24 protein-coding genes and 2 pseudogenes are annotated in these 23,926 nt (G+C 71.3%); 8 read left to right on the forward strand and 18 right to left on the reverse strand.

Annotation, left to right across the window (positions count from 1 at the left end; genetic code table 11):
• Positions 1-106 precede the first annotated feature (106 nt).
• Positions 107-874, forward strand: coding sequence for an SDR family NAD(P)-dependent oxidoreductase (locus DY218_RS32765; RefSeq protein WP_128559825.1), 768 nt, complete (start codon positions 107-109; stop codon positions 872-874).
• 80 nt (positions 875-954) lie between these two features.
• Here the strand turns inward: DY218_RS32765 and DY218_RS32770 are convergent, their stop codons facing one another.
• Positions 955-2,430: a hypothetical protein gene (locus DY218_RS32770; RefSeq protein WP_128559826.1), complete on the reverse strand. Its 1,476-nt coding sequence runs from the start codon at positions 2,428-2,430 to the stop codon at positions 955-957.
• 276 nt (positions 2,431-2,706) lie between these two features.
• On the opposite strand from DY218_RS32770, the gene DY218_RS32775 reads away from it, so the two are divergent.
• Positions 2,707-4,596: an endonuclease/exonuclease/phosphatase family protein gene (locus tag DY218_RS32775; protein ID WP_128559827.1), complete on the forward strand. Its 1,890-nt coding sequence runs from the start codon at positions 2,707-2,709 to the stop codon at positions 4,594-4,596.
• Positions 4,597-4,636: 40 nt separating this feature from the next.
• Here DY218_RS32775 and DY218_RS32780 read toward each other — a convergent pair whose 3' ends face one another.
• Positions 4,637-5,335: an antibiotic biosynthesis monooxygenase gene (locus tag DY218_RS32780; protein WP_128559828.1), complete on the reverse strand. Its 699-nt coding sequence runs from the start codon at positions 5,333-5,335 to the stop codon at positions 4,637-4,639.
• Between the two features lie 123 nt (positions 5,336-5,458).
• Here DY218_RS32780 and DY218_RS32785 point away from each other — a divergent pair, with 123 nt between their 5' ends.
• Positions 5,459-6,187, forward strand: coding sequence for a VOC family protein (locus DY218_RS32785; RefSeq protein ID WP_128559829.1), 729 nt, complete (start codon positions 5,459-5,461; stop codon positions 6,185-6,187).
• A 91-nt stretch (positions 6,188-6,278) separates the two neighbouring features.
• The gene (dapA, locus tag DY218_RS32790) at positions 6,279-7,163 is read left to right on the forward strand and encodes a 4-hydroxy-tetrahydrodipicolinate synthase (protein WP_128559830.1); all 885 of its coding nucleotides are present in this window, start codon (positions 6,279-6,281) and stop codon (positions 7,161-7,163) included.
• An 83-nt stretch (positions 7,164-7,246) separates the two neighbouring features.
• On the opposite strand, the gene dapD is transcribed toward dapA, so the two are convergent.
• From dapD to DY218_RS32810, 4 genes and pseudogenes are all read right to left on the reverse strand, one after another.
• The gene (gene dapD, locus DY218_RS32795; protein WP_128559831.1) at positions 7,247-8,236 is read right to left on the reverse strand and encodes a 2,3,4,5-tetrahydropyridine-2,6-dicarboxylate N-succinyltransferase; all 990 of its coding nucleotides are present in this window, start codon (positions 8,234-8,236) and stop codon (positions 7,247-7,249) included.
• A 77-nt stretch (positions 8,237-8,313) separates the two neighbouring features.
• Positions 8,314-8,853 carry a TetR/AcrR family transcriptional regulator gene (locus tag DY218_RS32800; protein WP_128559832.1) on the reverse strand — a complete coding sequence of 180 codons (540 nt, stop codon included), beginning with the start codon at positions 8,851-8,853 and terminating at the stop codon, positions 8,314-8,316.
• Positions 8,853-9,173 (reverse strand): DMT family transporter, encoded by a 321-nt coding sequence (locus DY218_RS32805; RefSeq protein WP_128559833.1) that lies wholly within the window; start codon positions 9,171-9,173, stop codon positions 8,853-8,855. Before DY218_RS32805 ends, DY218_RS32800 begins: the two co-directional genes overlap by 1 nt.
• Before the next feature lie 57 nt (positions 9,174-9,230).
• Positions 9,231-9,467, reverse strand: a pseudogene (locus tag DY218_RS32810) (LysR family transcriptional regulator); the annotation flags it as partial.
• Between the two features lie 29 nt (positions 9,468-9,496).
• Between DY218_RS32810 and DY218_RS32815 the strand changes: the two are divergent.
• Positions 9,497-9,721 (forward strand): annotated as a pseudogene (locus tag DY218_RS32815) (short-chain dehydrogenase/reductase); the annotation flags it as partial.
• Positions 9,722-9,759: 38 nt separating this feature from the next.
• Here DY218_RS32815 and DY218_RS32820 read toward each other — a convergent pair.
• The 9 genes from DY218_RS32820 to DY218_RS32860 form a co-directional block, all read right to left on the reverse strand.
• On the reverse strand, positions 9,760-11,358 hold the full coding sequence (locus DY218_RS32820) for a carboxylesterase/lipase family protein (protein ID WP_128559834.1): 1,599 nt from the start codon (positions 11,356-11,358) through the stop codon (positions 9,760-9,762).
• Positions 11,359-11,531: 173 nt separating this feature from the next.
• Positions 11,532-11,867: a metal-sulfur cluster assembly factor gene (locus DY218_RS32825; protein ID WP_128559835.1), complete on the reverse strand. Its 336-nt coding sequence runs from the start codon at positions 11,865-11,867 to the stop codon at positions 11,532-11,534.
• Positions 11,864-12,337: a Fe-S cluster assembly sulfur transfer protein SufU gene (sufU, locus tag DY218_RS32830; RefSeq protein WP_128559836.1), complete on the reverse strand. Its 474-nt coding sequence runs from the start codon at positions 12,335-12,337 to the stop codon at positions 11,864-11,866. The genes DY218_RS32825 and sufU overlap by 4 nt, the downstream gene beginning before the upstream one ends.
• 32 nt (positions 12,338-12,369) lie before the next feature.
• The gene (locus DY218_RS32835; RefSeq protein ID WP_128559837.1) at positions 12,370-13,638 is read right to left on the reverse strand and encodes a cysteine desulfurase; all 1,269 of its coding nucleotides are present in this window, start codon (positions 13,636-13,638) and stop codon (positions 12,370-12,372) included.
• Entirely contained in the window at positions 13,635-14,399 is a 765-nt protein-coding gene (sufC, locus tag DY218_RS32840; protein ID WP_128559838.1) for a Fe-S cluster assembly ATPase SufC, read from the reverse strand. Before sufC ends, DY218_RS32835 begins: the two co-directional genes overlap by 4 nt.
• Before the next feature lie 7 nt (positions 14,400-14,406).
• Complete coding sequence (locus tag DY218_RS32845) at positions 14,407-14,736, reverse strand: non-heme iron oxygenase ferredoxin subunit (RefSeq protein WP_128559839.1); 330 nt, start codon at positions 14,734-14,736, stop codon at positions 14,407-14,409.
• Positions 14,736-15,914: a Fe-S cluster assembly protein SufD gene (sufD, locus tag DY218_RS32850; RefSeq protein WP_128559840.1), complete on the reverse strand. Its 1,179-nt coding sequence runs from the start codon at positions 15,912-15,914 to the stop codon at positions 14,736-14,738. The genes DY218_RS32845 and sufD overlap by 1 nt, the downstream gene beginning before the upstream one ends.
• Positions 15,915-15,974: 60 nt before the next feature.
• Complete coding sequence (gene sufB / locus DY218_RS32855) at positions 15,975-17,399, reverse strand: Fe-S cluster assembly protein SufB (protein ID WP_128559841.1); 1,425 nt, start codon at positions 17,397-17,399, stop codon at positions 15,975-15,977.
• A complete protein-coding gene (locus DY218_RS32860) occupies positions 17,396-18,166 on the reverse strand; it encodes a helix-turn-helix transcriptional regulator (protein ID WP_128559842.1) in 771 nt (256 codons plus the stop codon). The genes sufB and DY218_RS32860 overlap by 4 nt, the downstream gene beginning before the upstream one ends.
• A gap of 169 nt (positions 18,167-18,335) precedes the next feature.
• Here DY218_RS32860 and DY218_RS32865 point away from each other — a divergent pair, with 169 nt between their 5' ends.
• The 3 genes from DY218_RS32865 to DY218_RS32875 all read left to right on the forward strand — a co-directional run bounded on the left by DY218_RS32865 (position 18,336) and on the right by DY218_RS32875 (position 21,154).
• On the forward strand, positions 18,336-19,259 hold the full coding sequence (locus DY218_RS32865) for an ABC transporter ATP-binding protein (RefSeq protein ID WP_128559843.1): 924 nt from the start codon (positions 18,336-18,338) through the stop codon (positions 19,257-19,259).
• Entirely contained in the window at positions 19,256-20,047 is a 792-nt protein-coding gene (locus DY218_RS32870; RefSeq protein ID WP_128559844.1) for an ABC transporter permease, read from the forward strand. Before DY218_RS32865 ends, DY218_RS32870 begins: the two co-directional genes overlap by 4 nt.
• 120 nt (positions 20,048-20,167) lie before the next feature.
• Positions 20,168-21,154: a COX15/CtaA family protein gene (locus DY218_RS32875; protein WP_128559868.1), complete on the forward strand. Its 987-nt coding sequence runs from the start codon at positions 20,168-20,170 to the stop codon at positions 21,152-21,154.
• Positions 21,155-21,179: 25 nt separating this feature from the next.
• On the opposite strand, the gene DY218_RS32880 is transcribed toward DY218_RS32875, so the two are convergent.
• The 3 genes from DY218_RS32880 to DY218_RS32890 all read right to left on the reverse strand — a co-directional run bounded on the left by DY218_RS32880 (position 21,180) and on the right by DY218_RS32890 (position 23,750).
• The gene (locus tag DY218_RS32880; RefSeq protein ID WP_128559845.1) at positions 21,180-22,280 is read right to left on the reverse strand and encodes an amidohydrolase; all 1,101 of its coding nucleotides are present in this window, start codon (positions 22,278-22,280) and stop codon (positions 21,180-21,182) included.
• Positions 22,281-22,372: 92 nt separating this feature from the next.
• A complete protein-coding gene (locus DY218_RS32885) occupies positions 22,373-22,711 on the reverse strand; it encodes a hypothetical protein (RefSeq protein ID WP_128559846.1) in 339 nt (112 codons plus the stop codon).
• Between the two features lie 82 nt (positions 22,712-22,793).
• Positions 22,794-23,750 carry a heme o synthase gene (locus DY218_RS32890; protein WP_233522024.1) on the reverse strand — a complete coding sequence of 319 codons (957 nt, stop codon included), beginning with the start codon at positions 23,748-23,750 and terminating at the stop codon, positions 22,794-22,796.
• Between the last annotated feature and the right edge of the window lie 176 nt (positions 23,751-23,926).

Below are 23,926 nucleotides of genomic sequence, written 5' to 3' on the forward strand. Positions count from 1 at the left end.
ATTCTCCGTAGATTGTTCGGCGGCCCGGGAGGGCCCGGATGCGCACACACGCTCCCGCCCGCGTATAAACGCAGGTTGAACTCCGTACGTCGAAAGGCCCGCAGCCATGCCCCGCACCGAAACCGGCCGCCGTGTCCTCGTGACGGGGGCGGCCCGCGGCCTGGGCCGCGCCGTCGCCCGGGCCTTCGCCCGCGACGGCGACCGGGTGGCCGTCCACTACGGAACGCGCCGTGCCGCCGCCGAGGAGACTCTGGCGGCCCTGGAGGGCGACGGCCACGTGCTCACCGGCGGGGACCTGGCGGATCCCGAGGAGGCGCGCCGCGTCTTCGAGGAGGCGGTGACCGGGCTCGGCGGGGTGGATGTGCTGGTCAACAACGCCGCGGTGAATCTCCCGCATCCGCTGCCCGAGACGTCGTACGAGGACTGGTCGGCGCTGTGGCAGCAGCACCTGGCGGTGAATGTGCTCGCGACGGCGAACCTGAGCCATCTCGCGGGCCGCCGCATGATCGAGCAGGGCACCGGCGGCCGCATCGTCAACATCGGTTCGCGCGGCGCCTTCCGTGGCGAGCCGGACCATCCTGCGTACGGCGCCACCAAGGCGGCGGTGCACGCGCTCGGTCAGTCCCTCGCGGTGTCGCTCGCGCCGTACGGGATCGGGGTGGCCTCGGTGGCCCCTGGATTCTTCGGTACGGAGCGGGTGGCGCACCGGCTCGACGGGGCGGAGGGCGAGGCGATCCGCGCCCAGAGTCCCTTCGGCCGGGTGGCGGAGGCGGACGAGATCGCGGCGGCGGTCCGCTGGCTGGCGTCCCCCGAGGCGGAGTGGGCCTCGGGCACGGTCCTGGACCTGAACGGGGCGTCGTACCTGCGGACTTGACGGCCGTCCACCGGCCGGCGACCGCCCGGACCGGTGGACGGAAGCCCTCGGCCGCCCCCGCCCATCCGCGCGATCCCCGCCTAACGGCCGCCGTGCGAGCGTGCCTTGAAGGCCGCCTTGCGGGCCTCCTTGGCGACCTTCTTGTCCGGATGCAGCCGCCCCATGGCCTCGAGCACATCGGCGGTCGCGGGGTGGTCGACCCGCCAGGCGATGTCGAAGAAGCCGCTGTGCTGCTCGGCGAGGCCCTCGACCAGGCCCTGCAGCTCCTCGGAGTTGCCCTCGGCCTGCAGCTGGGCCGCGATGGTGTCGACGGTCAGCCAGTACACCATCGCCTCCGGCGGCGGCGGGACGTCGGCCGCACCGTGCTCCGCGAGCCAGACCCGGGCGAGCCCGCCGAGCCGGCTGTCGTCCAGCACCTCGCGCAGCGCCGGCTCGGCCTCGCGGCCGGTCAGGGAGAGGGCCTGCTGGCAGCGGAGCCTGCGCAGCGGCGCGGACTCGTCGTCGCCGCGGGCCGCGGCAAGCAGCTCCCGGGCGGCGGCGAGCGGTTCGCGGCCGTCGAGCCAGAGTTCGGTCTCGGCGCGGGCCGCTTCCTGCGGGAACTCGGCGGTGGCGGCGAGCAGGGTGTCCGCGCCCTTGTCGGCGAGGTCGCCGACGGCCGGGGCGTCCACGCCGGCCTCCAGCATCCGGGCCCGTACGCCGTAGAGACCGAGCGCGGTGAGCCGGACCATGCCGTATCGGGAGATGTCCTCGTCGTCCTCGACCGGCGCCGGGTCGTCGCCGGCCTCGGCCATCAACTCCTCGTCCACCGGCCGGAATTCGACGAGTCCGGTGGGCTCGAGCATCCGGAACTGGTCGTCGAGGCGCATCATCGCGTCGGACACCTGCTCCAGGACGTCGTCCGTGGGCTCGCCCATGTCCTCCGGCACGATCATCGAGGCGGCGAGCGCGGGCAGCGGGACCGCCTCGGCCGCGGAGTCGCCGGTGCCGCCCTCGCCGACGGTGAGCAGGTAGAGATTGCCGAGGATGCCGTCCAGGAAGTCGGCCTCGGCCTGCGGGTCCCAGTCGAGCTGTCCGAGGTCGATGTCGCCGCCGTCCTCGATCGCCCCGAGGATGTCCTCCAGGTCGGGTGCGGTGGCGTCGGCGAGCACGGTGTCGAGGGCGCCGAGCCAGAGGCCGAGCACATCGCCGGGGCTGCCCGAGGTGACCAGGGCGAGATCCTCGCCCGCGGTGACGGTGCCGTCGGTGTCCCCGCCGTCCTCGCCCGCGCCCTCCTCGCCGTCGGTGACCTCCAGGAGGCCGATGTCGACGGCCACCCGCCAGGCCTCGCTCGCATGCGCAGGGCCGTCCTCGTCGTCCTCGGCGAAGCCCAGGTGTGCGGCGGCGGCCGGGAGCTGCTCGTCGATCAGTTCGCCGCCCGCACCGACGCGGGTCTCGGGGCCGGCCCAGCGGGCGATGCGTACGGCCCTGGCGAGGAGAGGGGCGGCAAGGGCGTCGCGGGCCAGCTGCGCCTCGGGGTGCAGCCGCACCGGCGGCAGGGGCGCTGGTTCTGCGGACATCGGCGGGGTCTCCTTGCGCGTACGGGGTCGGGCGGGCCCCAGCGTAGACGGATTTCACCCCAAACGGCCCACTGGTCCGGCGGATCCCTCTTCCGGGAACGGCCGGCCGGGCGAGCGCCGTCGTCATGTTCCCGGGCGGGACCGGCGCCGCCGATGACGTTCATGTTCCGGTCGGGGTGCGTACACCGCGCGTCCCTTGACAACTCCCTTGGCCACACAAGAGATTGACGCGCGTAGAACTCCCCCGGTCCCCCTCACCCCTCACGGAGTCCCCCGATGCCACGCCGTACTCTCACCGCGAATCGCACCGCGACCCGCACCGCGCCAGCGGCCTCGGGCGGCCGTTCCGCGGCCGTCGCCGCCGTCGTCAGCACCGCTCTCGCGGCCGGGCTGCTCACCGCGGCGGGCGCCGGTTCCGCCGCTGCGGCCGGCCCCGCGATCCACGACATCCAGGGCAGCACCCGGCTCAGCCCGTACGACGGTGAGCAGGTCGCCGAGGTGGCCGGGATCGTGACCGGGGTGCGGGACCACGGTTCGCGAGGGTTCTGGATCCAGTCGGCCGAGGGGGACCAGGACGACGATCCGGCGACCAGCGAGGGCCTGTTCGTGTACACGGGCGACGCGTCGCCGACCGTCACCGCCGGGGATGCGGTGCTGGTCTCGGGCACGGTGACCGAGTACGTGCCGGGCGGCGCGGAATCCGGCAACCAGTCGCTCACCCAGATAACCAAGCCCGCGGTCACCGTGGTCTCCTCCGGCAACGAGCTGCCGCCGGCCACCGTCATCGACGCCCGCTCGGTGCCGGACGCCTACGCCCCCGAGGGTGACGCGGCCGACGACGGGAGCATCAACTCACTTCCGCTGCAACCGCGTTCGTACGCCCTGGACTTCTACGAGTCCCTGGAAGGCATGAACGTGAGGGTCGGCCCCTCCCGTGTCACGGGTGCCACCGACCCGTACGACGAGCTGTGGGTGACGGTGAAGCCGGGCGAGAACCGCAACCGGCGCGGCGGCACGGTCTACGGCGACTACTCGGCGCAGAACTCGGGCCGGCTGCAGATCCAGTCGCTGACGCCGGTCGCCGAGCAGCCGTTCCCGAAGGCCGACGTCGGTGACCGTCTGGCGGGCCGCACCGAAGGGCCCCTGGACTTCAACCAGTTCGGCGGCTACACACTGACCGCCCGCACCCCGGTCACCGTCGAGCGCAAGGGCCTCGAGCGTGAGCACGCCCGACCGCAGCGCAAGGGCGAACTGGCCGTCGCCACCTACAACGTGGAGAACCTGGACGCGGGCGATCCGCAGGAGAAGTTCGACGCGCTCGCCGACGCGGTGGTCCGCAATCTGGCGAGCCCGGACATCGTCGCGCTGGAGGAGATCCAGGACGACAACGGCGCCACCGACGACGGCACGGTGAGCGCAGAGGCGACCCTGGAGAAGTTCACCGCGGCCATCGAGGCGGCGGGCGGGCCCGCGTACGAGTGGCGCGGCATCGACCCCGAGGACAAGAAGGACGGCGGTGAGCCGGGCGGCAACATCCGGCAGGTCTTCCTCTTCAACCCCGAGCGGGTGTCGTTCACCGACCGGCCGGGCGGCGACGCGACGACCGCCACGGACGTGGTGCGCTCGCACGGGCGCGCGGCGCTCACCCACTCCCCCGGCCGGATCGACCCGGCGGACGATGCCTGGCTGGACAGCCGCAAGCCGCTCGCGGGCGAGTTCACCTTCCGCGGCCGCAGCGTGTTCGTGATCGCGAACCACTTCGGTTCGAAGGGCGGCGACGAGTCCCTGACCTCGCACCACCAGCCGCCGAACCGCTCCTCCGAGGCCCAGCGCCTGCAGCAGGCCAAGACGGTGAACGCCTTCACCAAGAAGCTTCTGAAGGCCGACCGGAAGGCCGATGTCCTGGTCCTCGGCGACATCAACGACTTCGAGTTCTCGGCCACCACGAAGGCCCTCACCGACGGCGGAGCGCTGCGTGCGGCGGTCACCTCGCTGCCGAGGTCCGAGCGGTACTCGTACGTCTACCAGGGCAACAGCCAGGTCCTGGACCAGATCCTGACCAGCCCGTCGATCCGCCGCTTCTCCTACGACAGCGTGCACATCAACGCCGAGTTCGCGGAGCAGAACAGCGACCACGATCCGCAGGTGCTGCGCTTCGAGCCGTGACGCTCGAGGGGGCGGGATCGCCGGCCCGCCCCCTTGCGCTTCACCGCGGGCTGAGGCTGATGGCCGGTACGTAGCGCGTGACCGTGCTGCGGACCAGGCCCGGGAAGTGCTGGACGCGGTGCCAGGCCTCGGTCGCCGAGCCGACGCCGTCGCCGGGGGCGGCGAGTGCATCGACATGGGCCTGCTCGCTCTCCCACTCGGCGTAGTTGAGCACCCTGGTGCCGTCGGTGCTGGTGTGGAAGTGCGCCCCCATCCCGCCGGGGTGCGGCTCGTCGGACGCCAGCGCCTCGAAGACCGTGTCGATCCATGCGCGCTGGCGCCGCGGGTCGGGTCCGTCGAACTCCACTTCCACGGCGACGATGCAGCCCGGCTGCCGGGACGAGTCGCCCGAGTGGCCGCTGCGGTAGAGCTCGTACTTGTGCAGGGCCACCCGCTCGATGCCGGGGACGGCGGCGTCGATGTCCGCGTTCCGGTCGGAGCGTTCGGTGCGGACGAAGTCCTCGTAGGCGTCATGGTTCCGCCACTGCGAATAGTGCATCAGGGTGTCCCCGTCGGTCCCGATGTAGACGCTGTACGAGAGCAGGCCCGTATGCGGCCAGGGCCGGCTCTGCCACGCGCGGGCGATGGCGTCGACGGCGGCGCGCTGTCGCTCCGGGGTGCCCACGCGCCAGGTGCTGCTGAAGGCGAGCCCTTCGCCGGGCTTGCCGATACGGGGCAGGAGGCCGGTGTGCACGGACATGGTCAACTCCTCGACGGTGCAGGGGGACGGCGGTCCGCCGTCCGGTGATCACCATCCTGAAACTTGAAGCAAGGTTGAAGTCAACCCTCCGCCGTCAAGAGCAAGTAAGGGTAGCCTTACTTCATGACGACTTTCGCCGAACTCCCTTCCTTCGACCACCTGTTGCACTACGTACCCGACGTGCCCGAGGCCGTCGCCGACTACCGGGCGGCCGGGCTCCCCGCGCACACCAACGACGCCGTCAGCGGCTTCCAGAACGGCGGCTGGCGCCTCGACACCCGCTATGTGGAGATCCTGACGGTCACCGACCCGCAGGAGGTGCGCTCCTCGCTCTTCGCGCGAGGCGTGGAACTGCTGCGCCCCGCGATCGAGGCACTGCCGGGGCCGGCGGGCGCGCTCACCTTCGCAGTGCACGTCGCGGATGCCCGCGCCACGGCCGGCCGGCTGCGCGCGGCGGGGCACCAGGTCGAGGAGATCGAGATCCGCATGGCCGAGCACGGCGTCTCGTTCGTCGAGGTGTTCGTGCGGGGCGGGCCGTCCTGGCATCCCTTCTTCATCACCTACGACCCACCGCGCGAGGAGCTGCTCGCCGGCGTCGACCCGGACGCGTACGAGCGCGGCCCGCACGACCTCAGCGGCCTCGTCGTGACCGCACCCGACCCGCAGGCGGCGGCCCACGGCCTGGGCGAGCTGGTCGGCATCGATGCGGTCGGCGCCTGCGTACCGCTGCCGGGCGCGACCGTACTCTTCGAGAAGGGCGACGAGGAGCGCCTGGTGGCCGTGACGGTCACCGGCGACGGACCCGCGCCGGCCCTGAAATTGCCGGGTCTCGAGGTCCGCTTCGGCCACTGACCGCCGCCGGGGCGACCCCGTAGCATTCCTACCCGTCACCCTGAAGAATTTTTAAGTGGATGTGAACAACCCGAGCGCCGACACTACGGACATGAACGCACCCTTCGGCCGCGCCCTCTGCGCGATGATCACGCCCTTCACCGACGCGGGCGCCCTGGACCCGGACGGAGCGCAGCAACTCGCCTCCCGGCTCGTCGAGCAGGGCTGCGAGGGCCTGGTGCTCTCCGGCACCACCGGGGAGTCCGCCACCCTGAGCGACACGGAGAAGTCCCTGCTCTTCCGTGCGGTGTCCGAGGCCGTGGGCGACCGGGCCTCGGTGGTCGCCGGCATCGGCAGCGCGGACACGGCGCACACCGCCGAGCAGGCACGGGCGGCCGAGCGGGCGGGCGCCGACGGACTGCTCGTGGTCACCCCGTACTACACCCGCCCGCCGCAGGACGCGGTGGCCGCGCACTTCACGGACGTCGCGGACGCGACCGGCCTCCCGGTGCTCCTGTACGACATCCCCGGCCGCACCGGCACCCGCATCGAACCGGACACCCTGCTGCGGCTCGCCGAGCACCCGCGCATCGTCGGCGTGAAGGACTGCGCGTACGACCTGCTCGGCACCCAGCGGGTGATGGCCGGCAGCGATCTCGCGTACTACCCGGGCTGCGAGGAGTACATCCTGCCGCTGTACGCACTCGGCGGCACCGGCTTCGTCAGCACCGTCGCGAACGCCGCCCCGGGCCCGCTGCGCGCGATCCTGGACGCCTTCGACGCCGGCGACACGGCCCGCGCCGCCGATCTGCAGCTGCGGGCGCTGCCACTGACGCAGTCGATGATGTGCGCGGGCCTGCCCGGCACGGTCACGGCCAAGGCCCTGCTCGGCGCCCTCGGCCTCCCGGCGGGCCCGGTCCGCCCACCCCTGCGCCCCGCGCCACCCGACCGCACCCGCGAACTCCTCGACACCCACGCCCGGTTGACGACCACCTGACCCCACCCCACAAACGAACGGCGGGCGGCGCACCCCTCACGAGGACACACCACCCGCCACCGCACGACCGCCGGTGGGGACGGTCAGTTGTTGCTGTGCAGGACGTCGTTGAGGCCGTCCCAGACTGCGTTGTTCGGGCGGGCCTCGACGGCGCCGGTGACCGAATTGCGGCGGAAGAGGATGTTGCTCGCGCCGGAGAGTTCGCGGGCCTTGACGATCTGGCCGTCGGGCATCGTGATCCGGGTGCCGGCCGTGACGTAGAGGCCGGCCTCGACGACGCACTCGTCGCCGAGCGCGATGCCGATGCCCGCCTCTGCGCCGATCAGGCAGCGCTCGCCGATCACGATGCGCTCCTTGCCGCCGCCGGAGAGGGTGCCCATGGTGGAGGCGCCGCCGCCGATGTCGGAGCCGTCGCCGATGACGACGCCCGCGGAGATCCGGCCCTCGACCATGGAGGTGCCGAGCGTGCCCGCGTTGAAGTTGACGAAGCCCTCGTGCATGACGGTGGTGCCCTCGGCGAGGTGCGCACCGAGCCGGACGCGGTCGGCGTCGGCGATCCGGACGCCCCTCGGCGCCACGTAGTCCGTCATCCGCGGGAACTTGTCGACGCTGGTGACCGAGAGGTGCAGGCCGGCCGCGCGGGCGTTCAGACGGACCGTCTCGAGCTGGTCGACGGCGACGGGGCCGAGCGAGGTCCAGGCCACGTTGGGCAGGAAGGCGAACTGGCCGTCCAGGTTCACCCCGTGCGGCTTGACCAGGCGGTGCGAGAGCAGGTGCAGACGCAGATAGACGTCGTGCGCGTCGAGCGGCTTGTCGTCGAGGGAGCCGATGACCGTGCGGACCGCGACGATACGGACGCCGCGCAACGCGTCCTCGCGCAGCGCCTCGGCGGCGCCCGCGCCGAGCAGTTCGACCGCACGCTCGGCGGTCAGCTGCTCCGTGCCGGCCGGGCCGGGGGCGTCGGAGAGCTCGGGGGCGGGGAACCAGGTGTCGAGGACGGTGCCGTCGGCGGTGACGGTGGCGAGGCCGGCGGCGACGGCGCCGGTGGTGCGAGTAGCAGTCGTGTCGGTCATGAACGCCAACCTAACCGGCCCGCCCCGACCGAGGCGAACCGGTCTCACCGTCCGGGCGCCCGCCCCACAGCCGCTCGTCAGCCCCGCAGCACCCGCCCGAACATCTCGCGGGCGTACGCCTCGTCGTAGTCGCTGCCGGTGAGGAGGACCTGCAGACAGATGCCGTCGACGAGGGCCACCAGGGCGCAGGCCGTTGTGGGGTCGGTCCGCCGGGCCAGCAGGTCGGAGAGCTCCGTGCACCACTCGGCGGCCACGGGGCGCAGGGCGGGGCGGCGCAGGGCGGCCAGATAGAGCTCGTACTCCAGCTCGGTGCTCGCGCGCTCGCCGCCGAGCCAGGCGCCGGTCACCAGGGCCAGTTCCTCGGCGAGGTCGCGGCGGGGATCCTCGAAGGCGCCCTGGCTCCTGACCGCCTTGGCGAAGCCTTCGTTGGTCTGGCGCAGTGCGGCGACCATCAGATCGTCGAGGTTCTTGAAGTGGTACGTCGTGGAGCCGAGCGGCACATCGGCCTCGGCGGCCACCGAGCGGTGGCTGAGGCCCGCGATGCCGGCGCGGCCGACCACCCGGATCGCCGCGTCGATGATGCGCTGCCGGCGCTCGGGATCGTAGCGCCTGGCCATCAGTGCGCACCGCCCAGATTCAGCAGCACGACGCCGCCGATCACCAGGGCGATCCCGGCGAGCTTGGCCGCGCTCGCGCTCTCGCCGAGGAAGACGATGCCGATCGCGGCGACCGCCGCGGTGCCGACTCCGGCCCAGATCGCATAGGCGGTGCCGACCTGCATGGACTTCAGGGCCTGGGCGAGCATCGTGAACGCGAGGAGGTATCCCGCGAGCGTGCCGAGCGAGGGCCACAGCTTCGTGAAGCCCTCGCTGTACTTCATCGCCGTGGTCCCGGCGACCTCCGCGGCGATGGCCGCGGCCAGCAGTCCGTATGGCATGTGTACGAGGGTACACATCGTTGCGTACGCCTGTACACAGCGCGGCGTCCGGTGGCCTCACGAGCCTGCCGCCACCACCTGCCGGCAGGCCCGGGCGTACGCGGTCACGAGCGGACCGGGGCCGTCCGCCCGCCAGGCGAGCGCGAGCCGGCTGGGCTCGATGCCCCGCACCGGGCGGGTGACCACGCCGCCCAGGGTGACCAGCGGGGCGTTGCCCGCCGCGACGAGGCACACTCTGCGGCCGTCCACCAACGCCTCGTAGGTCTCCTCGATGCCGGCGATCTCGGCTCCGACGTCGTTCGCCGGGTTCTCGGCGTACAGCGGTGGGCGCCACCCGCACCATGGTCGCCACGGGCGACGGCGAGCAGCCCGGCGATCCGGCGAAGGCGGCCGCGGCGATCCGGGCCGCGCTTGCGGCGGAGCGCACCCCGCTGCATCTGCCGCTGGGCGACGACGGGGTGGACGCGGTGCTCGGTCACCTGGACGGCGTGCGCGCGGAGATCACCGCATGGGAGAAGGTGGCCCGGGCAACGGCCTTCGACGGCTGAGTGGCTGAGTCACGCCGTCGTCGCAGGGCGGTCGGTCCTCAGCCGGCCGCCTCCCACACCTCCAACTCCCGGTCGCGCAGGCCGTGCACCACCGGAGGCCCCTCGCCGCCGAACACCCGGACCGGGTGGGTGGCGTCCCAGGCCGGCCAGCCCGGGTCACCCGAGGTGGCGAAGCGGGTCCAGGCGGTGTGCATGGTCTCGGCCAGGACCTGTGGCGCATCGGGGCCGGCCAGCATCGCGGCCTCCGGTACGGCCAAGATGTCGAAGACGAAGCCCAGTTCGAGGGCGTGACAGGCACCGAGGCCCGGTATTCCGGAGGGCCAGGCGAACTCGTACACATGGGCGGGGGCGCCGGTGGCCCGGCTGTCCGCGAGCCTCCGCAGAGGACGCCGCAGGAGGTGGTCGGTCACCAGTTGGCCGACGCGGTCGCCGGTGGGGACCGCGGGCCGCGCCGTCCGGTAGCCGCGCGGCACCCGGGGGCCCACCCCGCAGCGCAGCGCGACCGCCGCGTCGGCCAGCGGTCCGAGCCGGCCGATCCGATCGCCGGCCCCGGTCGGCGCCAGCCAGAGCCGGTGCTCGTCACTGGTCCAGCCGAGGAGCAGGTCCACCTCCGCAGCCGCCCAGTCGTCCAGGAGGGCGGGCAGCGGTTCGCTGGGCACCAGGTCCCCGTCGACGACGATGCCGAAGCGGGGGCCGCCGAGCAGCGGGCTGCCGCGCCGCCCGGCCCTCGCCTGGGCTTCGAGCAGCCGCACGGGGTCCGCCTCCGCGAAGGCGGCCGCGGTGGCGGGTGTGCCGAGGTGCCCGGCCATCCGCCGCACCATGCGTCGGGAGTCGTCCCACGGCACGGTCTCCGGCGCCCCGCTCTGCAGTACGGCCCGGTGGAAGAGACCGCGGGCGGACGGTACGGCGAGCAGTGCGCCGATGCTGATGGCACCGGCGGACTCCCCGAAGACCGTGACGGCGTCCGGGTCGCCGCCGAACGCCGCGATGTTGTCCCGTATCCAGGTCAGGGCGGCGAGCTGGTCGCGCAGGCCGGCATTGGGCGGCGCGTCCGGGAAGAGGCCGTAACCCTCCACGCCGAGGCGGTAGTTGAGCGACACCAGGACCACACCGTCGCGTGCGAAGGCCGCGCCGTCGTACACCGGGACAGCCGACGAGCCGCGGGTGAGCGCGCCGCCGTGGATCCACACCATGACGGGCAGACGCGCCGCCGGGGACGGGTCGGGGGTCCAGACGTTGACAGTGAGCCAGTCGTCCCCGGGGATCGCCGGGTCGCTGAGGAGTGCGGCGAAGGCCGGTGTGTACGGCACCTTGGGCGGGGTCGGTCCAAAGGCTCCCGCGTCCCGTACACCGTCCCACGGCTCGGCCGGCTGCGGCGGCATGAACCGCAGGGCGCCGACGGGCGGCCGGGCATACGGAATGCCGCGGAACACCGCGATCCGCCGGGCCGCGCCATCCTCCGCGAGCCGCTCCCCCGCTGCCCCACCGGACGCACCGGACTCGCCGGACTCGCCGGACTCGCCGGACCGCACCGTCTCGTACCGGCCGCGCACCGCGCCGCCCGTCCGCACCCGGACCACCGGGCCGTCGTCCTCGCCCGGAGCCCGGTCCTCACCCACACCCTGCTCAAGCCTCATGCGCCCTTTGTACCGGGCGCCTCTGACACTGTCGCGCGCGACCGGGGACATGGCACCGCGGCCCGGGAACGCAGCGGGCCCCGTACCCGGTCAGGGGTACGGGGCCCGACAGCGGTCCGGCGCACCGGCCCGGCTCGATCGTGCGGGATCGGCTCAGACGTCGAACGCGAGCGTCAGACGTTGAACCCGAGTGCGCGCAGCTGCTCGCGGCCGTCGTCGGTGATCTTGTCCGGGCCCCACGGCGGCATCCAGACCCAGTTGATCCGGAGCTCGTTCACGATGCCGTCCGTGGCGGACTTCGCCTGGTCCTCGATGACGTCGGTCAGCGGACAGGCCGCGGACGTGAGCGTCATGTCGATGGTGGCGATGTTGGCGTCGTCGATGTGGATGCCGTAGATCAGGCCCAGATTGACGACGTCGATGCCCAGCTCGGGGTCGACGACGTCCATCAGCGCCTCGCGCACCTCTTCCTCGGATGCGGGCTTCAGCGTCGCGGTCTCGTCGCTCATGCGGTCTTCCTCACAGCGTTGTCACGGTCCTCGCCGAGGGCCTGGGCCGTCGCGTCCTTCCACGCCATCCAGCTCAGCAGAGCACACTTCACCCGGGCCGGGTACTTGGAGACGCCGGCGAACGCGACCGCGTCCTCCAGGGTCTCCTCCATGGCGTCGTCCGGCTCGATCTTGCCCTTGGACTGCATCAGCTCCAGGAACACGTCCTGGATCCGCCGGGCCTCGTCGAGCTCCTTGCCGACGAGCAGCTCGTTGAGCACCGAGGCGCTGGCCTGGCTGATCGAGCAGCCCTGCCCCTCGTAGCTGACGTCCGCGATGCGCGAGCCGTCGTACTTCACCCGCAGCGTGATCTCGTCGCCGCACGTCGGGTTGACGTGGTGCACCTCGGCGTCGCCGTCACGCAGACCGCGCCCGTGCGGGTGCTTGTAGTGGTCCAGGATCACGTCCTGGTACATGGATTCCAGCTTCACCAGTCAGCCCAGTCCCTCAGCCGCCGTGTCGGTCATCCGAAAAAGTTCCGTACGTGCTCCAGGCCGTCCACCAGGGCGTCGACCTCGGCCGGCGTGGAGTACAGATAGAACGACGCTCGTGTGGTCGCAGGAATTCCGTACCGCAGGCAGACCGGACGTGCGCAGTGGTGTCCGACCCGGACCGCGATGCCCTGCTCGTCGAGCACCTGACCCACGTCGTGCGGGTGGATGTCGCCGAGCGTGAAGGAGATCGCCGCGCCGCGGTCCTCGGCCGTGACGGGGCCGATGATCTTCAGGTCGGGCACCTCGAGCAGCCGCTGCACGGCGTACTCGGTGAGCGCGTGCTCGTGCCGGGCGATCTTCTCCATGCCGATCGAGTTCAGGTAGTCCACCGCCGCGCCGAGCCCGATGGCCCCGGCGATCGGCGGCGTACCGGCCTCGAACTTGTGCGGCGCCGGAGCGTACGTCGACGAGTTCATCGACACCGTCTCGATCATCTCGCCGCCGCCGAGGAACGGCGGCAGGTCCTCGAGCAGCTCCTGGCGTCCCCACAGCACACCGATGCCGGTCGGACCGCACATCTTGTGGCCGGTGAAGGCCACGAAGTCGGCCTGCAGGGCCTGTACGTCGAGCGGCATGTGCGGCGCGGCCTGTGAGGCGTCGATGCACACCAGGGCGCCGACCTCCTGGGCGCGGCGCACGATGGCCTCGACCGGGTTGTGGGTGCCCAGGATGTTCGAGACGAGCACGAAGGAGACGATCTTCGTCTTCTCGGTGATGACCTCGTTCAGGTTGGACAGGTCGAGACGGCCGTCGTCGGTGAGGCCGAACCACTTCAGCTTCGCGCCGGTGCGCTGCGAGAGCAGCTGCCACGGCACGATGTTGGAGTGGTGCTCCATCTCCGTGATGACGATCTCGGTCTCGTGGTCGACCCGGTAGGGCTCGTCGGCCCAACCGAGCATGTTGGCCACGAGGTTGAGCGATTCGGAGGCGTTCTTGGTGAAGATCACCTCGTCACGGCTCGGCGCGTTGATGAACTCCGCGACCTTGTCGCGGGCGCCCTCGTACAGCGCCGTGGCCTCCTCGGCGAGCACGTGGACGCCGCGGTGCACGTTGGCATTGTGCTTCTCGTAGTACTCGGTGAGTACGTCGAGGACCTGGCGGGGTGACTGGGACGTCGCCGCGTTGTCCAGGTAGACGAGCTTCTTGCCGTCGTGGATCTCCCGGTCGAGGATCGGGAAGTCCTTGCGGATCGCCTCGGTGTCGAGGAGGCCGGTAAGCCCCTGATGGGCCACAGTCACTCGGATGCGCCACCCTTCGTGTAGGCCTCGTAGCCCTCGGCCTCCAGCTTGTCGGCGAGCTCGGCGCCGCCGGACTCGGCGATGCGGCCGTTCGCGAAGACGTGCACGAAGTCGGGCTTGATGTAGCGCAGGATGCGCGTGTAGTGCGTGATCAGGAGCGTGCCGACCTCGCCGGTCTCGCGGACGCGGTTGACGCCCTCGGAGACGGTGCGCAGGGCGTCCACGTCCAGGCCGGAGTCGGTCTCGTCGAGGATCGCGATCTTCGGCTTGAGCAGCTCGAGCTGGAGGATCTCGTGGCGCTTCTTCTCACCGCCGGAGAAGCCCTCGTTGACATTGCGCTCGGCGAAGGCCGGGTCCATGTTGAGCCGCTCCATGGTCTCCTTGACCTCCTTCACCCAGGTACGCAGCTTGGGTGCCTCGCCGCGGATCGCGGTGGCCGAGGTGCGCAGGAAGTTGGAGACGGAGACGCCGGGGACCTCTACCGGGTACTGCATGGCGAGGAAGAGGCCCGCGCGGGCGCGCTCGTCGACGGTCATCTCGAGGACGTCCTCGCCGTCGAGGGTGACGGTGCCGCCGGTGATCGTGTACTTGGGGTGACCCGCGAGGGAGTAGGCGAGCGTCGACTTGCCGGAGCCGTTCGGGCCCATGATGGCGTGGGTCTCGCCCTGCTTCACGGTCAGGTCGACGCCCTTGAGGATCTCCTTCGTGGCGTTGTCGGCCTCGACGGTGACGTGCAGGTCGTGGATTTCAAGCGTTGCCATGGGTGCCTCAGGACTCCTGGAAGAGGGGGGCCGTCGCGTCCACCAGGACGCTGTCCCCTTCGATCTTTACGGGGTATACGGGGACGGGGCGCGTCGCGGGAAGACCGGACGGCTTACCGGTACGGAGGTCGAACGCGGAGCCGTGCAGCCAGCATTCGATCTGGCAGTCCTCCACCTCGCCCTCGGAGAGCGAGACGTTCGCATGCGAGCAGATGTCGTTGATCGCGAACACCTCGCCCTCGGTACGGACGACCGAGACCGGTGTGCCGTCGAGTTCCACCCGCTTCGGGGTGTCCTCCTCGAGGTCACCGAGGTCACAGGCGCGTACGAAGGTCATCAGACGGACGCCTCCAGCTCTTCCTCGATCTTGGCGATCAGGCGCTCCTCGATGTCCGGGACACCGATCTGCTGGACGAGCTCGGCGAAGAAGCCGCGCACGACGAGCCGCCGGGCGTCCTTCTCGGGGATGCCTCGGGCCATCAGGTAGAAGAGCTGCTCGTCGTCGAAACGGCCGGTGGCGCTGGCGTGGCCCGCGCCGACGATCTCGCCGGTCTCGATCTCGAGGTTCGGCACCGAGTCGACCCGGGCGCCGTCCGTGAGGACCAGGTTCCGGTTCATCTCGTAGGTGTCGGTGCCTTCGGCGGCGGCCTCGATGAGGACGTCGCCGATCCATACGGCGTGTGCGTCGTCACCCTGCAGCGCGCCCTTGTAGACGACGTTGGACTTGCAGTGCGGGACGTTGTGGTCGACCAGGAGGCGGTGCTCCTGGTGCTGGCCGGCGTCCGTGAAGTACAGGCCGAAGAGCTCGGCCTCGCCGCCGGGGCCCGCGTACTGCACCCGCGGGTGCAGCCGGACCACGTCGCCGCCGAAGGTCACGACGACCGACTTGAAGGAGGCGTCGCGGCCGAGCAGGGCGTTGTGCTGGGAGACGTGCACGGCGGTGTCGTCCCAGTCCTGCACGGAGACCACGGTGAGCTTGGCGCCGTCGCCGACCAGGAAGTCGACATTGGCGGCGCGCACGGCGTCACCGGTGTGGTCGATGATGATCACGGCCTCGGCGAAGGCGCCGACGTCGAAGACGGTGTGCCCGTAGGTGGTGCCGCCCTCGCCGTGCAGGGTGACCCGCACCGGCTCGGTGAGCACCTGCTCCTTGGGCACCGAGACGACGGTGGCCTTCTCGAAGGCGGAGTACGCCTGCGCGGCGACCCGGTCGACCGGGGTGCCGGCCCTGCCCACGCGCGCGTCGTCCCGGCCGGCCGCCTCGACGGTCACGCCGTCGGGAGCGGTGATGTCGGCCTTGAGGACGCCGTCCGCCTTCGCCGTGCCGTCGTGCAGGCCCTTGAGCCGCTCGAGCGGCGTGAAGCGCCACTCCTCCTCCCGGCCGTGCGGGACCGGGAAGTCGGCGACGTCGAAGGACGGGGGCGCGCTCATGCGCGTGGCGACGGTGGACTCGGCGGCGACCGCCACCGCACCGGCGGTGGTCGAGCCCACCGGGAGATTCTGAGCCTCAGCCATGGCTGTCGTAGTGCTCGCTTTCTTGTACCGAAGTGGCTTGCTGCGGAGGGTGGCCGGCGGTCAGCCGACGGCGCCTTCCATCTGCAGCTCGATCAGCCGGTTGAGCTCCAGGGCGTACTCCATGGGCAGTTCCTTGGCGATCGGCTCGACGAAGCCGCGCACGATCATCGCCATCGCCTCGAACTCGGTCATGCCGCGGCTCATCAGGTAGAAGAGCTGGTCCTCGGAGACCTTGGAGACGGTCGCCTCGTGGCCCATGGACACGTCGTCCTCGCGGACGTCCACGTACGGGTAGGTGTCCGAGCGGGAGATGGTGTCGACCAGGAGCGCGTCGCACAGCACATTGGACTTCGCGCCGGGTGCGCCCTCGCCGATCTCGATCAGACCGCGGTACGAGGTACGGCCGCCGCCCCGCGCCACCGACTTGGAGACGATGTTGGACGAGGTGTTCGGGGCCATGTGGACCATCTTGGCGCCGGCGTCCTGGTGCTGGCCCTCGCCCGCGAAGGCGATGGACAGGGTCTCGCCCTTGGCGTGCTCGCCCATCAGGTAGACGGCCGGGTACTTCATGGTGACCTTGGAGCCGATGTTGCCGTCGACCCACTCCATGGTCGCGCCCTCGTAGGCCACGGCGCGCTTGGTGACCAGGTTGTAGACGTTGTTCGACCAGTTCTGGATGGTCGTGTAACGGCAGCGGGCGCCCTTCTTGACGATGATCTCGACGACCGCGGAGTGCAGCGAGTCCGACTGGTAGATCGGCGCGGTGCAGCCCTCGACGTAGTGGACGTAGGCGTCCTCGTCGACGATGATCAGCGTCCGCTCGAACTGGCCCATGTTCTCCGTGTTGATCCGGAAGTAGGCCTGCAGCGGGATGTCCACGTGCACGCCCTTCGGCACGTAGATGAAGGAGCCGCCGGACCAGACCGCGGTGTTCAGCGAGGCGAACTTGTTGTCACCCGCCGGGATCACCGTGCCGAAGTACTCCTTGAAGAGCTCCGGGTGCTCCTTGAGCGCGGTGTCGGTGTCCAGGAACAGCACGCCCTGCTGCTCCAGGTCCTCACGGATCTGGTGGTAGACGACCTCGGACTCGTACTGGGCGGCGACACCGGCGACGAGGCGCTGCTTCTCGGCCTCCGGGATGCCCAGCTTGTCGTAGGTGTTCTTGATGTCCTCGGGCAGGTCCTCCCACGACTGGGCCTGCTTCTCGGTGGACCGCACGAAGTACTTGATGTTGTCGAAGTCGATGCCGGTGAGGTCGGAGCCCCAGTTCGGCATGGGCTTCTTCTCGAAGAGCTTGAGGCCCTTCAGACGGAGCTTGGTCATCCACTCCGGCTCGTCCTTCTTGGCCGAGATGTCGCGGACGACGGCCTCACTCAGACCGCGCTTGGCAGCGGCACCGGCGGCGTCGGAGTCGGCCCAGCCGTATTCGTACTTGCCCAGGCCCTCGAGCTCAGGGTGGGCCGTCTCCTCGATGGGGAGAGTCATGCGGGGTTCCTCCCGGCCGTGCTTGCAGTGGTGGTCTTGGTGTCGGGCTGTGACTCGGTACGGGGAATGAACGTGGTGCACACGCCGTCCCCGTGGGCGATGGTGGCCAGTCGCTGCACATGGGTGCCGAGCAACGAACCGAAGAATTCGGTCTCCGCCTCGCAGAGCTGCGGGTACTGCTCGGCCACGTGGGCGACCGGGCAGTGGTGCTGACACAGCTGCTCACCCTGCTGCCGGCCCGGTGCGCTACGCGCAGTAGCAGCGTACCCGTCGGCCGACAGTGCCTTGGCCAGGGCCATCGCACGCTCCTCGGGAGGCACCGCGTCGATCAGGCGCCGGTACTCCTCGGCGTGGGCGGCGAGCCTGGCGCGCGCGAAGGCCGCGACCGCGGCCTCCCCGGCCTCGCCGCCGCCCGCCGACCGGGCGATCCAGCCGATGGCCTCGGCGGCCAGCTGGTCGTAGGACTGGTCGAAGGCGTCCCGCCCGCAGTCGGTGAGGGCGAACACCTTGGCCGGGCGGCCGCGGGTGCGTGCGCCGTACACGCGCTGCTCACGGGGCTCGACCACGGTGTCGGCGACCAGTGCGTCGAGGTGCCGGCGGACCGCGGCCTGGGTGAGGCCGAGGCGTCCGGCGAGCTCGGCGACGGTGGACGGGCCGTGGTCCAGGATGGAGCGCGCGACGCGGTTGCGCGTGGAGCGCTCACCGGTCCCGAGCTCCTCCTGGGGGGTGCTCCGAGGGAGCTCCCGAGCCTCACCGACGTTTTTCACAACGCCATTGTTGCGTAATTCCTCTGGCCGCGACAACCCGCGTCCGGACCCGCTCCGGTGGCATCGGTCACTTAGGGTCACCTAATTTTCGCGCCGTTGCCGGGCGTCCGGCGAGGGTGGCCGGGGCCGGTGTTCCGGGGCCTCGTGCCCCGTACCTAGACTTCGCGGCATGCGTGAAGAGCCCGTCGTCCAGGTGCGCGGCCTGGTGAAGCGGTACCGGAGCAAGACCGCCGTCGACGGCCTCGACCTCACCGCCCGGCAGGGCATCACCGCCGTGCTCGGGCCGAACGGCGCCGGCAAGACGACCACCGTCGAGGCCTGCGAGGGCTATCGCCGGCCGGACGCGGGCGAGGTGCGGGTACTCGGCCTCGACCCGATCGCGGACGCCGGACGCCTGCGCCCGCAGATCGGCGTGATGCTGCAGTCCGGAGGCGTGTACTCCGGCGCCCGCGCGGACGAGATGCTCCGCCACATGGCCCGGCTGCACGCCCACCCCCTGGACGTCGACACCCTGATCGAGCGGCTCGGCCTCGGCTCCTGCGGCCGTACGACCTACCGCCGGCTCTCCGGCGGACAGCAGCAGCGCCTCGCGCTCGCCATGGCCGTCGTCGGCCGCCCGGCGCTGGTCTTCCTGGACGAGCCGACCGCCGGCCTCGACCCGCAGGCCCGCCGCGCCACCTGGGATCTCGTACGCGATCTGCGCACCGACGGGGTGGCCGTCATCCTCACCACCCACCACATGGACGAGGCCGAGCAACTGGCCGACGACGTGGCCATCATCGACGCCGGCCGGGTGATCGCCCAGGGCAGCCCCGAGGCGCTGTGCCGGGGCGGCGCCGAGAACACCCTGCGCTTCACCGGCCGTCCCGGCCTCGATGTCGCGAGCCTGCTCAAGGCGCTGCCGATGGACGCCGCGGCCGCCGAGCTCACCCCGGGCTCGTACCGGGTGACCGGGAACGTCGACCCGCAGCTGCTGGCCACCGTGACCTCCTGGTGTGCGCAGCACGGCGTGATGCCGGACCGGATCGCGGTCGAGCGGCACACCCTGGAGGACGTCTTCCTGGAGCTGACCGGCAAGGAGCTGCGTTCATGAGTGCCACAACCCCTGCCGGAACCCCCGCCGGAACCTTCGCACCGCGGCCCGGCGCCGCGCCCCTCGGCCGCATGATCGCGGCACAGGCCGCGCTCGAGACGCGGATGCTGCTGCGCAACGGCGAGCAGTTGCTCCTCACCGTGGTGATCCCCTCGCTGCTCCTGGTGCTCTTCTCGACCGTGGACGTGGTCGACACCGGCGAGGGCAAGGCGGTGGACTTCCTCGCGCCGGGGGTGCTCGCGCTCGCGGTGATGTCGACGGCGTTCACCGGTCAGGCCATCGCGACGGGCTTCGAGCGGCGGTACGGGGTCCTGAAGCGGCTCGGCACCTCGCCGCTGCCGCGCTGGGGCCTGATGGCCGCGAAGACCCTTGCGGTCCTGGTCACCGAGGTCCTTCAGGTCGTACTCCTGGTGGTGATCGCCCTGGCGCTCGGCTGGTCGCCGCACGGCAATCCGTTCGCCGTGCCACTGCTCCTGGTCGCCGGCACCGCCGCGTTCTCCGGGCTCGGGCTGCTGATGGCCGGCACCCTGAAGGCCGAGGCGACGCTCGCCGCGGCGAATCTGGTCTTCCTGCTGCTTCTGGTCGGCGGCGGCGTGATCGTGCCGCTGGACAGGTTCCCGGACGCCGCTGCGGCGGTGCTCGGGCTGCTGCCCATCGCGGCGTTGTCGGACGGCCTGCGGGACGTGCTGCAGAACGGTGCCGCGCTCCCGTGGGGCGACCTGGGCATCCTCGCCGTCTGGGCGGTCGTCGGACTGGGCGCCGCGGGGCGGTTCTTCCGCTGGGAGTGACGCGGCGGGACGTCGCGGCAGGCCGGTTCACCGCACGGGCGGTCCGACATGTTCCGTCCCGGGATGCCACCCGCGTGAATTCATGCACAAGGCCCCGCTTAGCATGGGGCCGTGCCTCAGCTGACCCGTACCGATGCCGCGCAGGCCCTGCGCAATCCGCTGGCCCACATCGCCGAGCGCTGGACGCCGAGCCCCGCGACCGTGCGGCGTGCCGCGGCCGCCGCCCTGGTGATGATGGTCGTCATCGTGGTGACCGGCGGCGCGGTCCGGCTGACCGGGTCCGGGCTCGGCTGCCCGACCTGGCCCAAGTGCACGGAAGAGTCCCTGACGGCCACCCATGAGATGGGCCTGCACGGCGTCATCGAGTTCGGCAACCGGATGCTGACGTACGTGCTGTGCGCGGCGGTCGGCTGGGCGATCATCGCCGCGCGTTCGCAGAAACCGTGGCGGCGCAGCCTGACCCGGCTCGGCTGGACCCAGTTCTGGCTGGTGATGGGGAATGCGGTGCTCGGCGGCATCGTCGTCCTGGTCGGCCTCAATCCGTACACCGTCGCCGCGCACTTCCTGCTGTCGACCGCGCTGATCGCGGTGGCCACGGTGATGTGGCAGCGCACCCGCGAGGGCGACAGCGCGCCCCGGCCGCTGGTCGGCGGGGCGATCCGGCAGCTGGTGTGGATCCTGGTGGGCGTGACGGTGCTGCTGATCATGGTGGGCACCGTGGTGACGGGCGCGGGCCCGCACGCCGGCGACTCCAGCGACGTACCGCGGATGCCGGTGGACTGGGAGACGGTCACCAAGGCGCATGCCGTCCTTGCCTGGATCGTGGTCACGCTGACCTTCGCGCTGTGGTTCGTGCTGAAGGCGGTGGACGCTCCGCGCGGTCCGCTGCGGTGCACCCGTGATCTGTTCCTGGTGCTGCTCGCACAGGGCGGCGTCGGGTACGTCCAGTACTTCACGGATCTGCCGGAGGTCCTGGTCGGCGCCCATATGTTCGGGTCCTGTCTGGTGTGGATCGCGGTCCTGCGGGTGGCGCTCTCGCTGCGCGAGCGGCCGGTGACATCCGCGGACGTACCGGCTCAGGCGGATCCTGCGCTGACCTCTGCCTGACCCGCGACGGGCCGCACCGGAAGGGTCAGGCACCCCCGAGCCCGTACACCCGTCGTGCGTTCCCGGCCGCCAGCAGGTGCGCCACCCGGCGGGCGTCCGCGGCGGCCCAGGCGCCGTCGGCGACCAGACCGTCCAGGAGCCGGCCGAGCGCGACCGCGAACGACCGGGCGGCGACCACATGCAGCTCGGGCAGCGCCCCGGCGCCGCTGGAGAAGAGCAGTTTCCCGAACGGCGCCAGATCGAGCAGCTCCGCGAGCAACGGCTCCGCCCGCGCCCCGGTACGGGCCAGGGCCCGCCCCAAGTCGGCGTGTACGTGCGGGAATTCGGCGGTGAGGCCGACCGCGGGCGCGTCCTGCGGTCCGCGTGGCAGCAGCACCAGATCCGTGCCGAGCCCGGCCGTCGCGCGGGCGAAGGCGGCCGCCCGAGTGCCCGGTTCGGGTCCGTCGAGCAGCAGTTGGAGAGGGCGGCCGGTGCCCACGGCGATCCACAGGAGATGGCGCAGCAGCACCGGATCGTCGAGCCGGCGGGCGGGTCCGGTGAAGGTTCCGCATGCTGCGAGCCGCCGGCCGGCCGCCCGGTGCACCTCGGCCGCGTCCGGCGGCTCGGGACCGACCGCGAGCCCGTGGCGTACGCCTGCCACCGAGGTGAAGGCGACGGCGTGCCCCGCGGCCGCGTGGATCGACTCGGCGAGATTGGCGAGGAAGGATTCGACGGTTCCGGAGGTGGCGGCGACCTGGTCGGCGAGCACTTCGAGCCGCACGATCTCGTGGGCCTCGGCGTCGCCCGCCGCGGCCATCTCCCCCGGCCCCGTGAGGTCTCCGGACGAGCCGGTGTCGACGAGGAACGCGCCGATGCCGCTGCCCCGCAGCAGTCTGCGTCCGGCCTCCAGGACGCCGAGTTCGCGGCGGCGGGCCAGATAGTGGGCGGGCGGACAGTGCGGTTCGAGTCCGAGCAGCGGCGGACACCAGCGCCGTACGGCGAATCCGGCCCAGGTGTCGAAGAAGGTGGTGCCGGGGGCGGGCGGGCCGCCGCCCCGGCCGAGCTGGGCCTCGAAGGTCCCGAGGCCCAGCTCCGTACGGAGCACGCCATGGCAGTACTGGTCGACCAGCTGCGGCGTCTCGATCATCGGGGGCTCCCGTGGACGGTCCGTCTCTCACGGGCCTAACGGGTGAACCCACTCCCAGGTGTTGGCCTGGGCCCAGGGCGCCTCGTCAGGACTCAGCCGCCGATCTGAATGCCCGCCATCCGCTTCCATTCGTACGGACCGGTCTCCACCTTGGCGGCGAAGTCCCCGTCGAAGTCCTCGTGGAGGGTGACGCCGGCCTTCTCCACGGCGCTGCGGGCGACCTTGTCGCTGGGCTCCACGATGTCGCCCCAGCCGCCGTCCTCGCCCACGAGGACGATGCGCACCCCGCGCTCGCCCAGGTAGGCGATCTGCGCTTCCACACCCCCGTGGGCCTGGGCGAACGCGCTGATCCGCTTGGCCAGTCCGGCCGCCCGGCGCTCGTCCTTCGCCGACGGGACCGAACCCTCTGCAACCGCTTCAGTCTCTGCCATGCACAGGATGCTACCGATGGGTAGTGGACGCGGCGACGGGTGGTGGGCGTGGCCTGGGCCACGTCCGCGACCAGCGCGGGAATCAGCGCAGGAAGGGGTCCACCGCGACGGCCAGGAAGAGCAGCGAGACATAGGTGATCGACCAGTGGAACAGCCGCATCTCCTTGAGCTTGCCGCCGGTCACTCCGGCCTTGGCGCGGGACTGCAGCGCATGCGCCTCCCACAGCCAGAAGCCACCGGCCGCGAGCGCCACCGCGGTGTAGAACCAGCCGGTGTAGCCGAGCGGCGTCAGCAGCAGCGAGATGCCGACCATCACCCAGCTGTAGATGACGATCTGACGCGCGACCACCTTGTTGGAGGCGATCACCGGGAGCATGGGGACGCCCACGCGCGCGTAGTCGTCCTTCACCTTCATGGACAGCGGCCAGTAGTGCGGCGGCGTCCAGAAGAACATCACCATGAAGAGGATGACCGCGGCCCAGGACATCGAGTTCGTCACCGCGGACCAGCCGATCAGGACCGGCAGACAGCCCGCGATGCCGCCCCACACGATGTTCTGCGAGGTACGCCGCTTGAGGATCATCGTGTAGACGACGACGTAGAACATCGAGGCGCCCAGCGAGAGCCAGGCCGAGAGCCAGTTGACCAGCAGCCCGAACCAGAGCGTGGAGACCACCGCGAGGGTGATGCCGAAGACCAGGCCCTCGCGTGGGCTGACGATGCCGGTGACCAGCGGACGCTGCCGCGTACGCTCCATCAGCGCGTCGATGTCCCGGTCGATGTACATGTTCAGGGCGTTCGCCCCGCCGGCCGAGAGGTAGCCGCCGACGCAAGTGGCGAGCACCAGCCAGAGGTTGGGCACGCCCTGCTCGGCGAGGAACATCACGGGGACGGTGGTGATGAGCAGCAGCTCGATAATGCGCGGCTTGGTCAGTGCCACGAAGGCGAGAATGCGGTCCTTGGCGGACCGCCCCACCTGGCTCGTCCCGACTTCGCCCGCGGCCTCGGTACCCCCGGGACGGGATTCAACGGCCGTCACGCACACCCCTGACAGAGACTCCCAGCGAGCCACCTCAACTGCCGTCAGAAATGAAGACCGGGTAAATGCTCGCGCGTACCACGCCACCATAGACGTTGGCCCGGCTCGCCTCTTCGCGGGGGTCCACTCGTGTTGGGGCCGCGGGTCCGGTCCAGGTCCGGACCTGCCGGATGCGC

This window comes from Streptomyces triticagri (genome assembly GCF_003429565.1).
Taxonomy (GTDB): Bacteria; Actinomycetota; Actinomycetes; order Streptomycetales; family Streptomycetaceae; genus Streptomyces; species Streptomyces triticagri.

Bases quoted from the DNA above. Each gene is read 5' to 3' on its own strand.
- dapA (WP_128559830.1), top strand. From the start codon at position 6,279: ATGAACGCACCCTTCGGCCGCGCCCTCTGCGCGATGATCACGCCCTTC.
- DY218_RS32865 (WP_128559843.1), top strand. From the start codon at position 18,336: ATGCGTGAAGAGCCCGTCGTCCAGGTGCGCGGCCTGGTGAAGCGGTAC.
- sufB (WP_128559841.1), bottom strand. From the start codon at position 17,399: ATGACTCTCCCCATCGAGGAGACGGCCCACCCTGAGCTCGAGGGCCTG.
- DY218_RS32825 (WP_128559835.1), bottom strand. From the start codon at position 11,867: ATGAGCGACGAGACCGCGACGCTGAAGCCCGCATCCGAGGAAGAGGTG.
- sufC (WP_128559838.1), bottom strand. From the start codon at position 14,399: ATGGCAACGCTTGAAATCCACGACCTGCACGTCACCGTCGAGGCCGAC.
- DY218_RS32800 (WP_128559832.1), bottom strand. From the start codon at position 8,853: ATGGCCAGGCGCTACGATCCCGAGCGCCGGCAGCGCATCATCGACGCG.
- DY218_RS32785 (WP_128559829.1), top strand. From the start codon at position 5,459: ATGACGACTTTCGCCGAACTCCCTTCCTTCGACCACCTGTTGCACTAC.
- DY218_RS32845 (WP_128559839.1), bottom strand. From the start codon at position 14,736: ATGACCTTCGTACGCGCCTGTGACCTCGGTGACCTCGAGGAGGACACC.
- dapD (WP_128559831.1), bottom strand. From the start codon at position 8,236: ATGACCGACACGACTGCTACTCGCACCACCGGCGCCGTCGCCGCCGGC.
- DY218_RS32765 (WP_128559825.1), top strand. From the start codon at position 107: ATGCCCCGCACCGAAACCGGCCGCCGTGTCCTCGTGACGGGGGCGGCC.
- DY218_RS32805 (WP_128559833.1), bottom strand. From the start codon at position 9,173: ATGCCATACGGACTGCTGGCCGCGGCCATCGCCGCGGAGGTCGCCGGG.
- sufD (WP_128559840.1), bottom strand. From the start codon at position 15,914: ATGGCTGAGGCTCAGAATCTCCCGGTGGGCTCGACCACCGCCGGTGCG.
- DY218_RS32820 (WP_128559834.1), bottom strand. From the start codon at position 11,358: ATGAGGCTTGAGCAGGGTGTGGGTGAGGACCGGGCTCCGGGCGAGGAC.
- DY218_RS32780 (WP_128559828.1), bottom strand. From the start codon at position 5,335: ATGTCCGTGCACACCGGCCTCCTGCCCCGTATCGGCAAGCCCGGCGAA.
- DY218_RS32885 (WP_128559846.1), bottom strand. From the start codon at position 22,711: ATGGCAGAGACTGAAGCGGTTGCAGAGGGTTCGGTCCCGTCGGCGAAG.
- DY218_RS32880 (WP_128559845.1), bottom strand. From the start codon at position 22,280: ATGATCGAGACGCCGCAGCTGGTCGACCAGTACTGCCATGGCGTGCTC.
- DY218_RS32870 (WP_128559844.1), top strand. From the start codon at position 19,256: ATGAGTGCCACAACCCCTGCCGGAACCCCCGCCGGAACCTTCGCACCG.
- DY218_RS32775 (WP_128559827.1), top strand. From the start codon at position 2,707: ATGCCACGCCGTACTCTCACCGCGAATCGCACCGCGACCCGCACCGCG.
- DY218_RS32770 (WP_128559826.1), bottom strand. From the start codon at position 2,430: ATGTCCGCAGAACCAGCGCCCCTGCCGCCGGTGCGGCTGCACCCCGAG.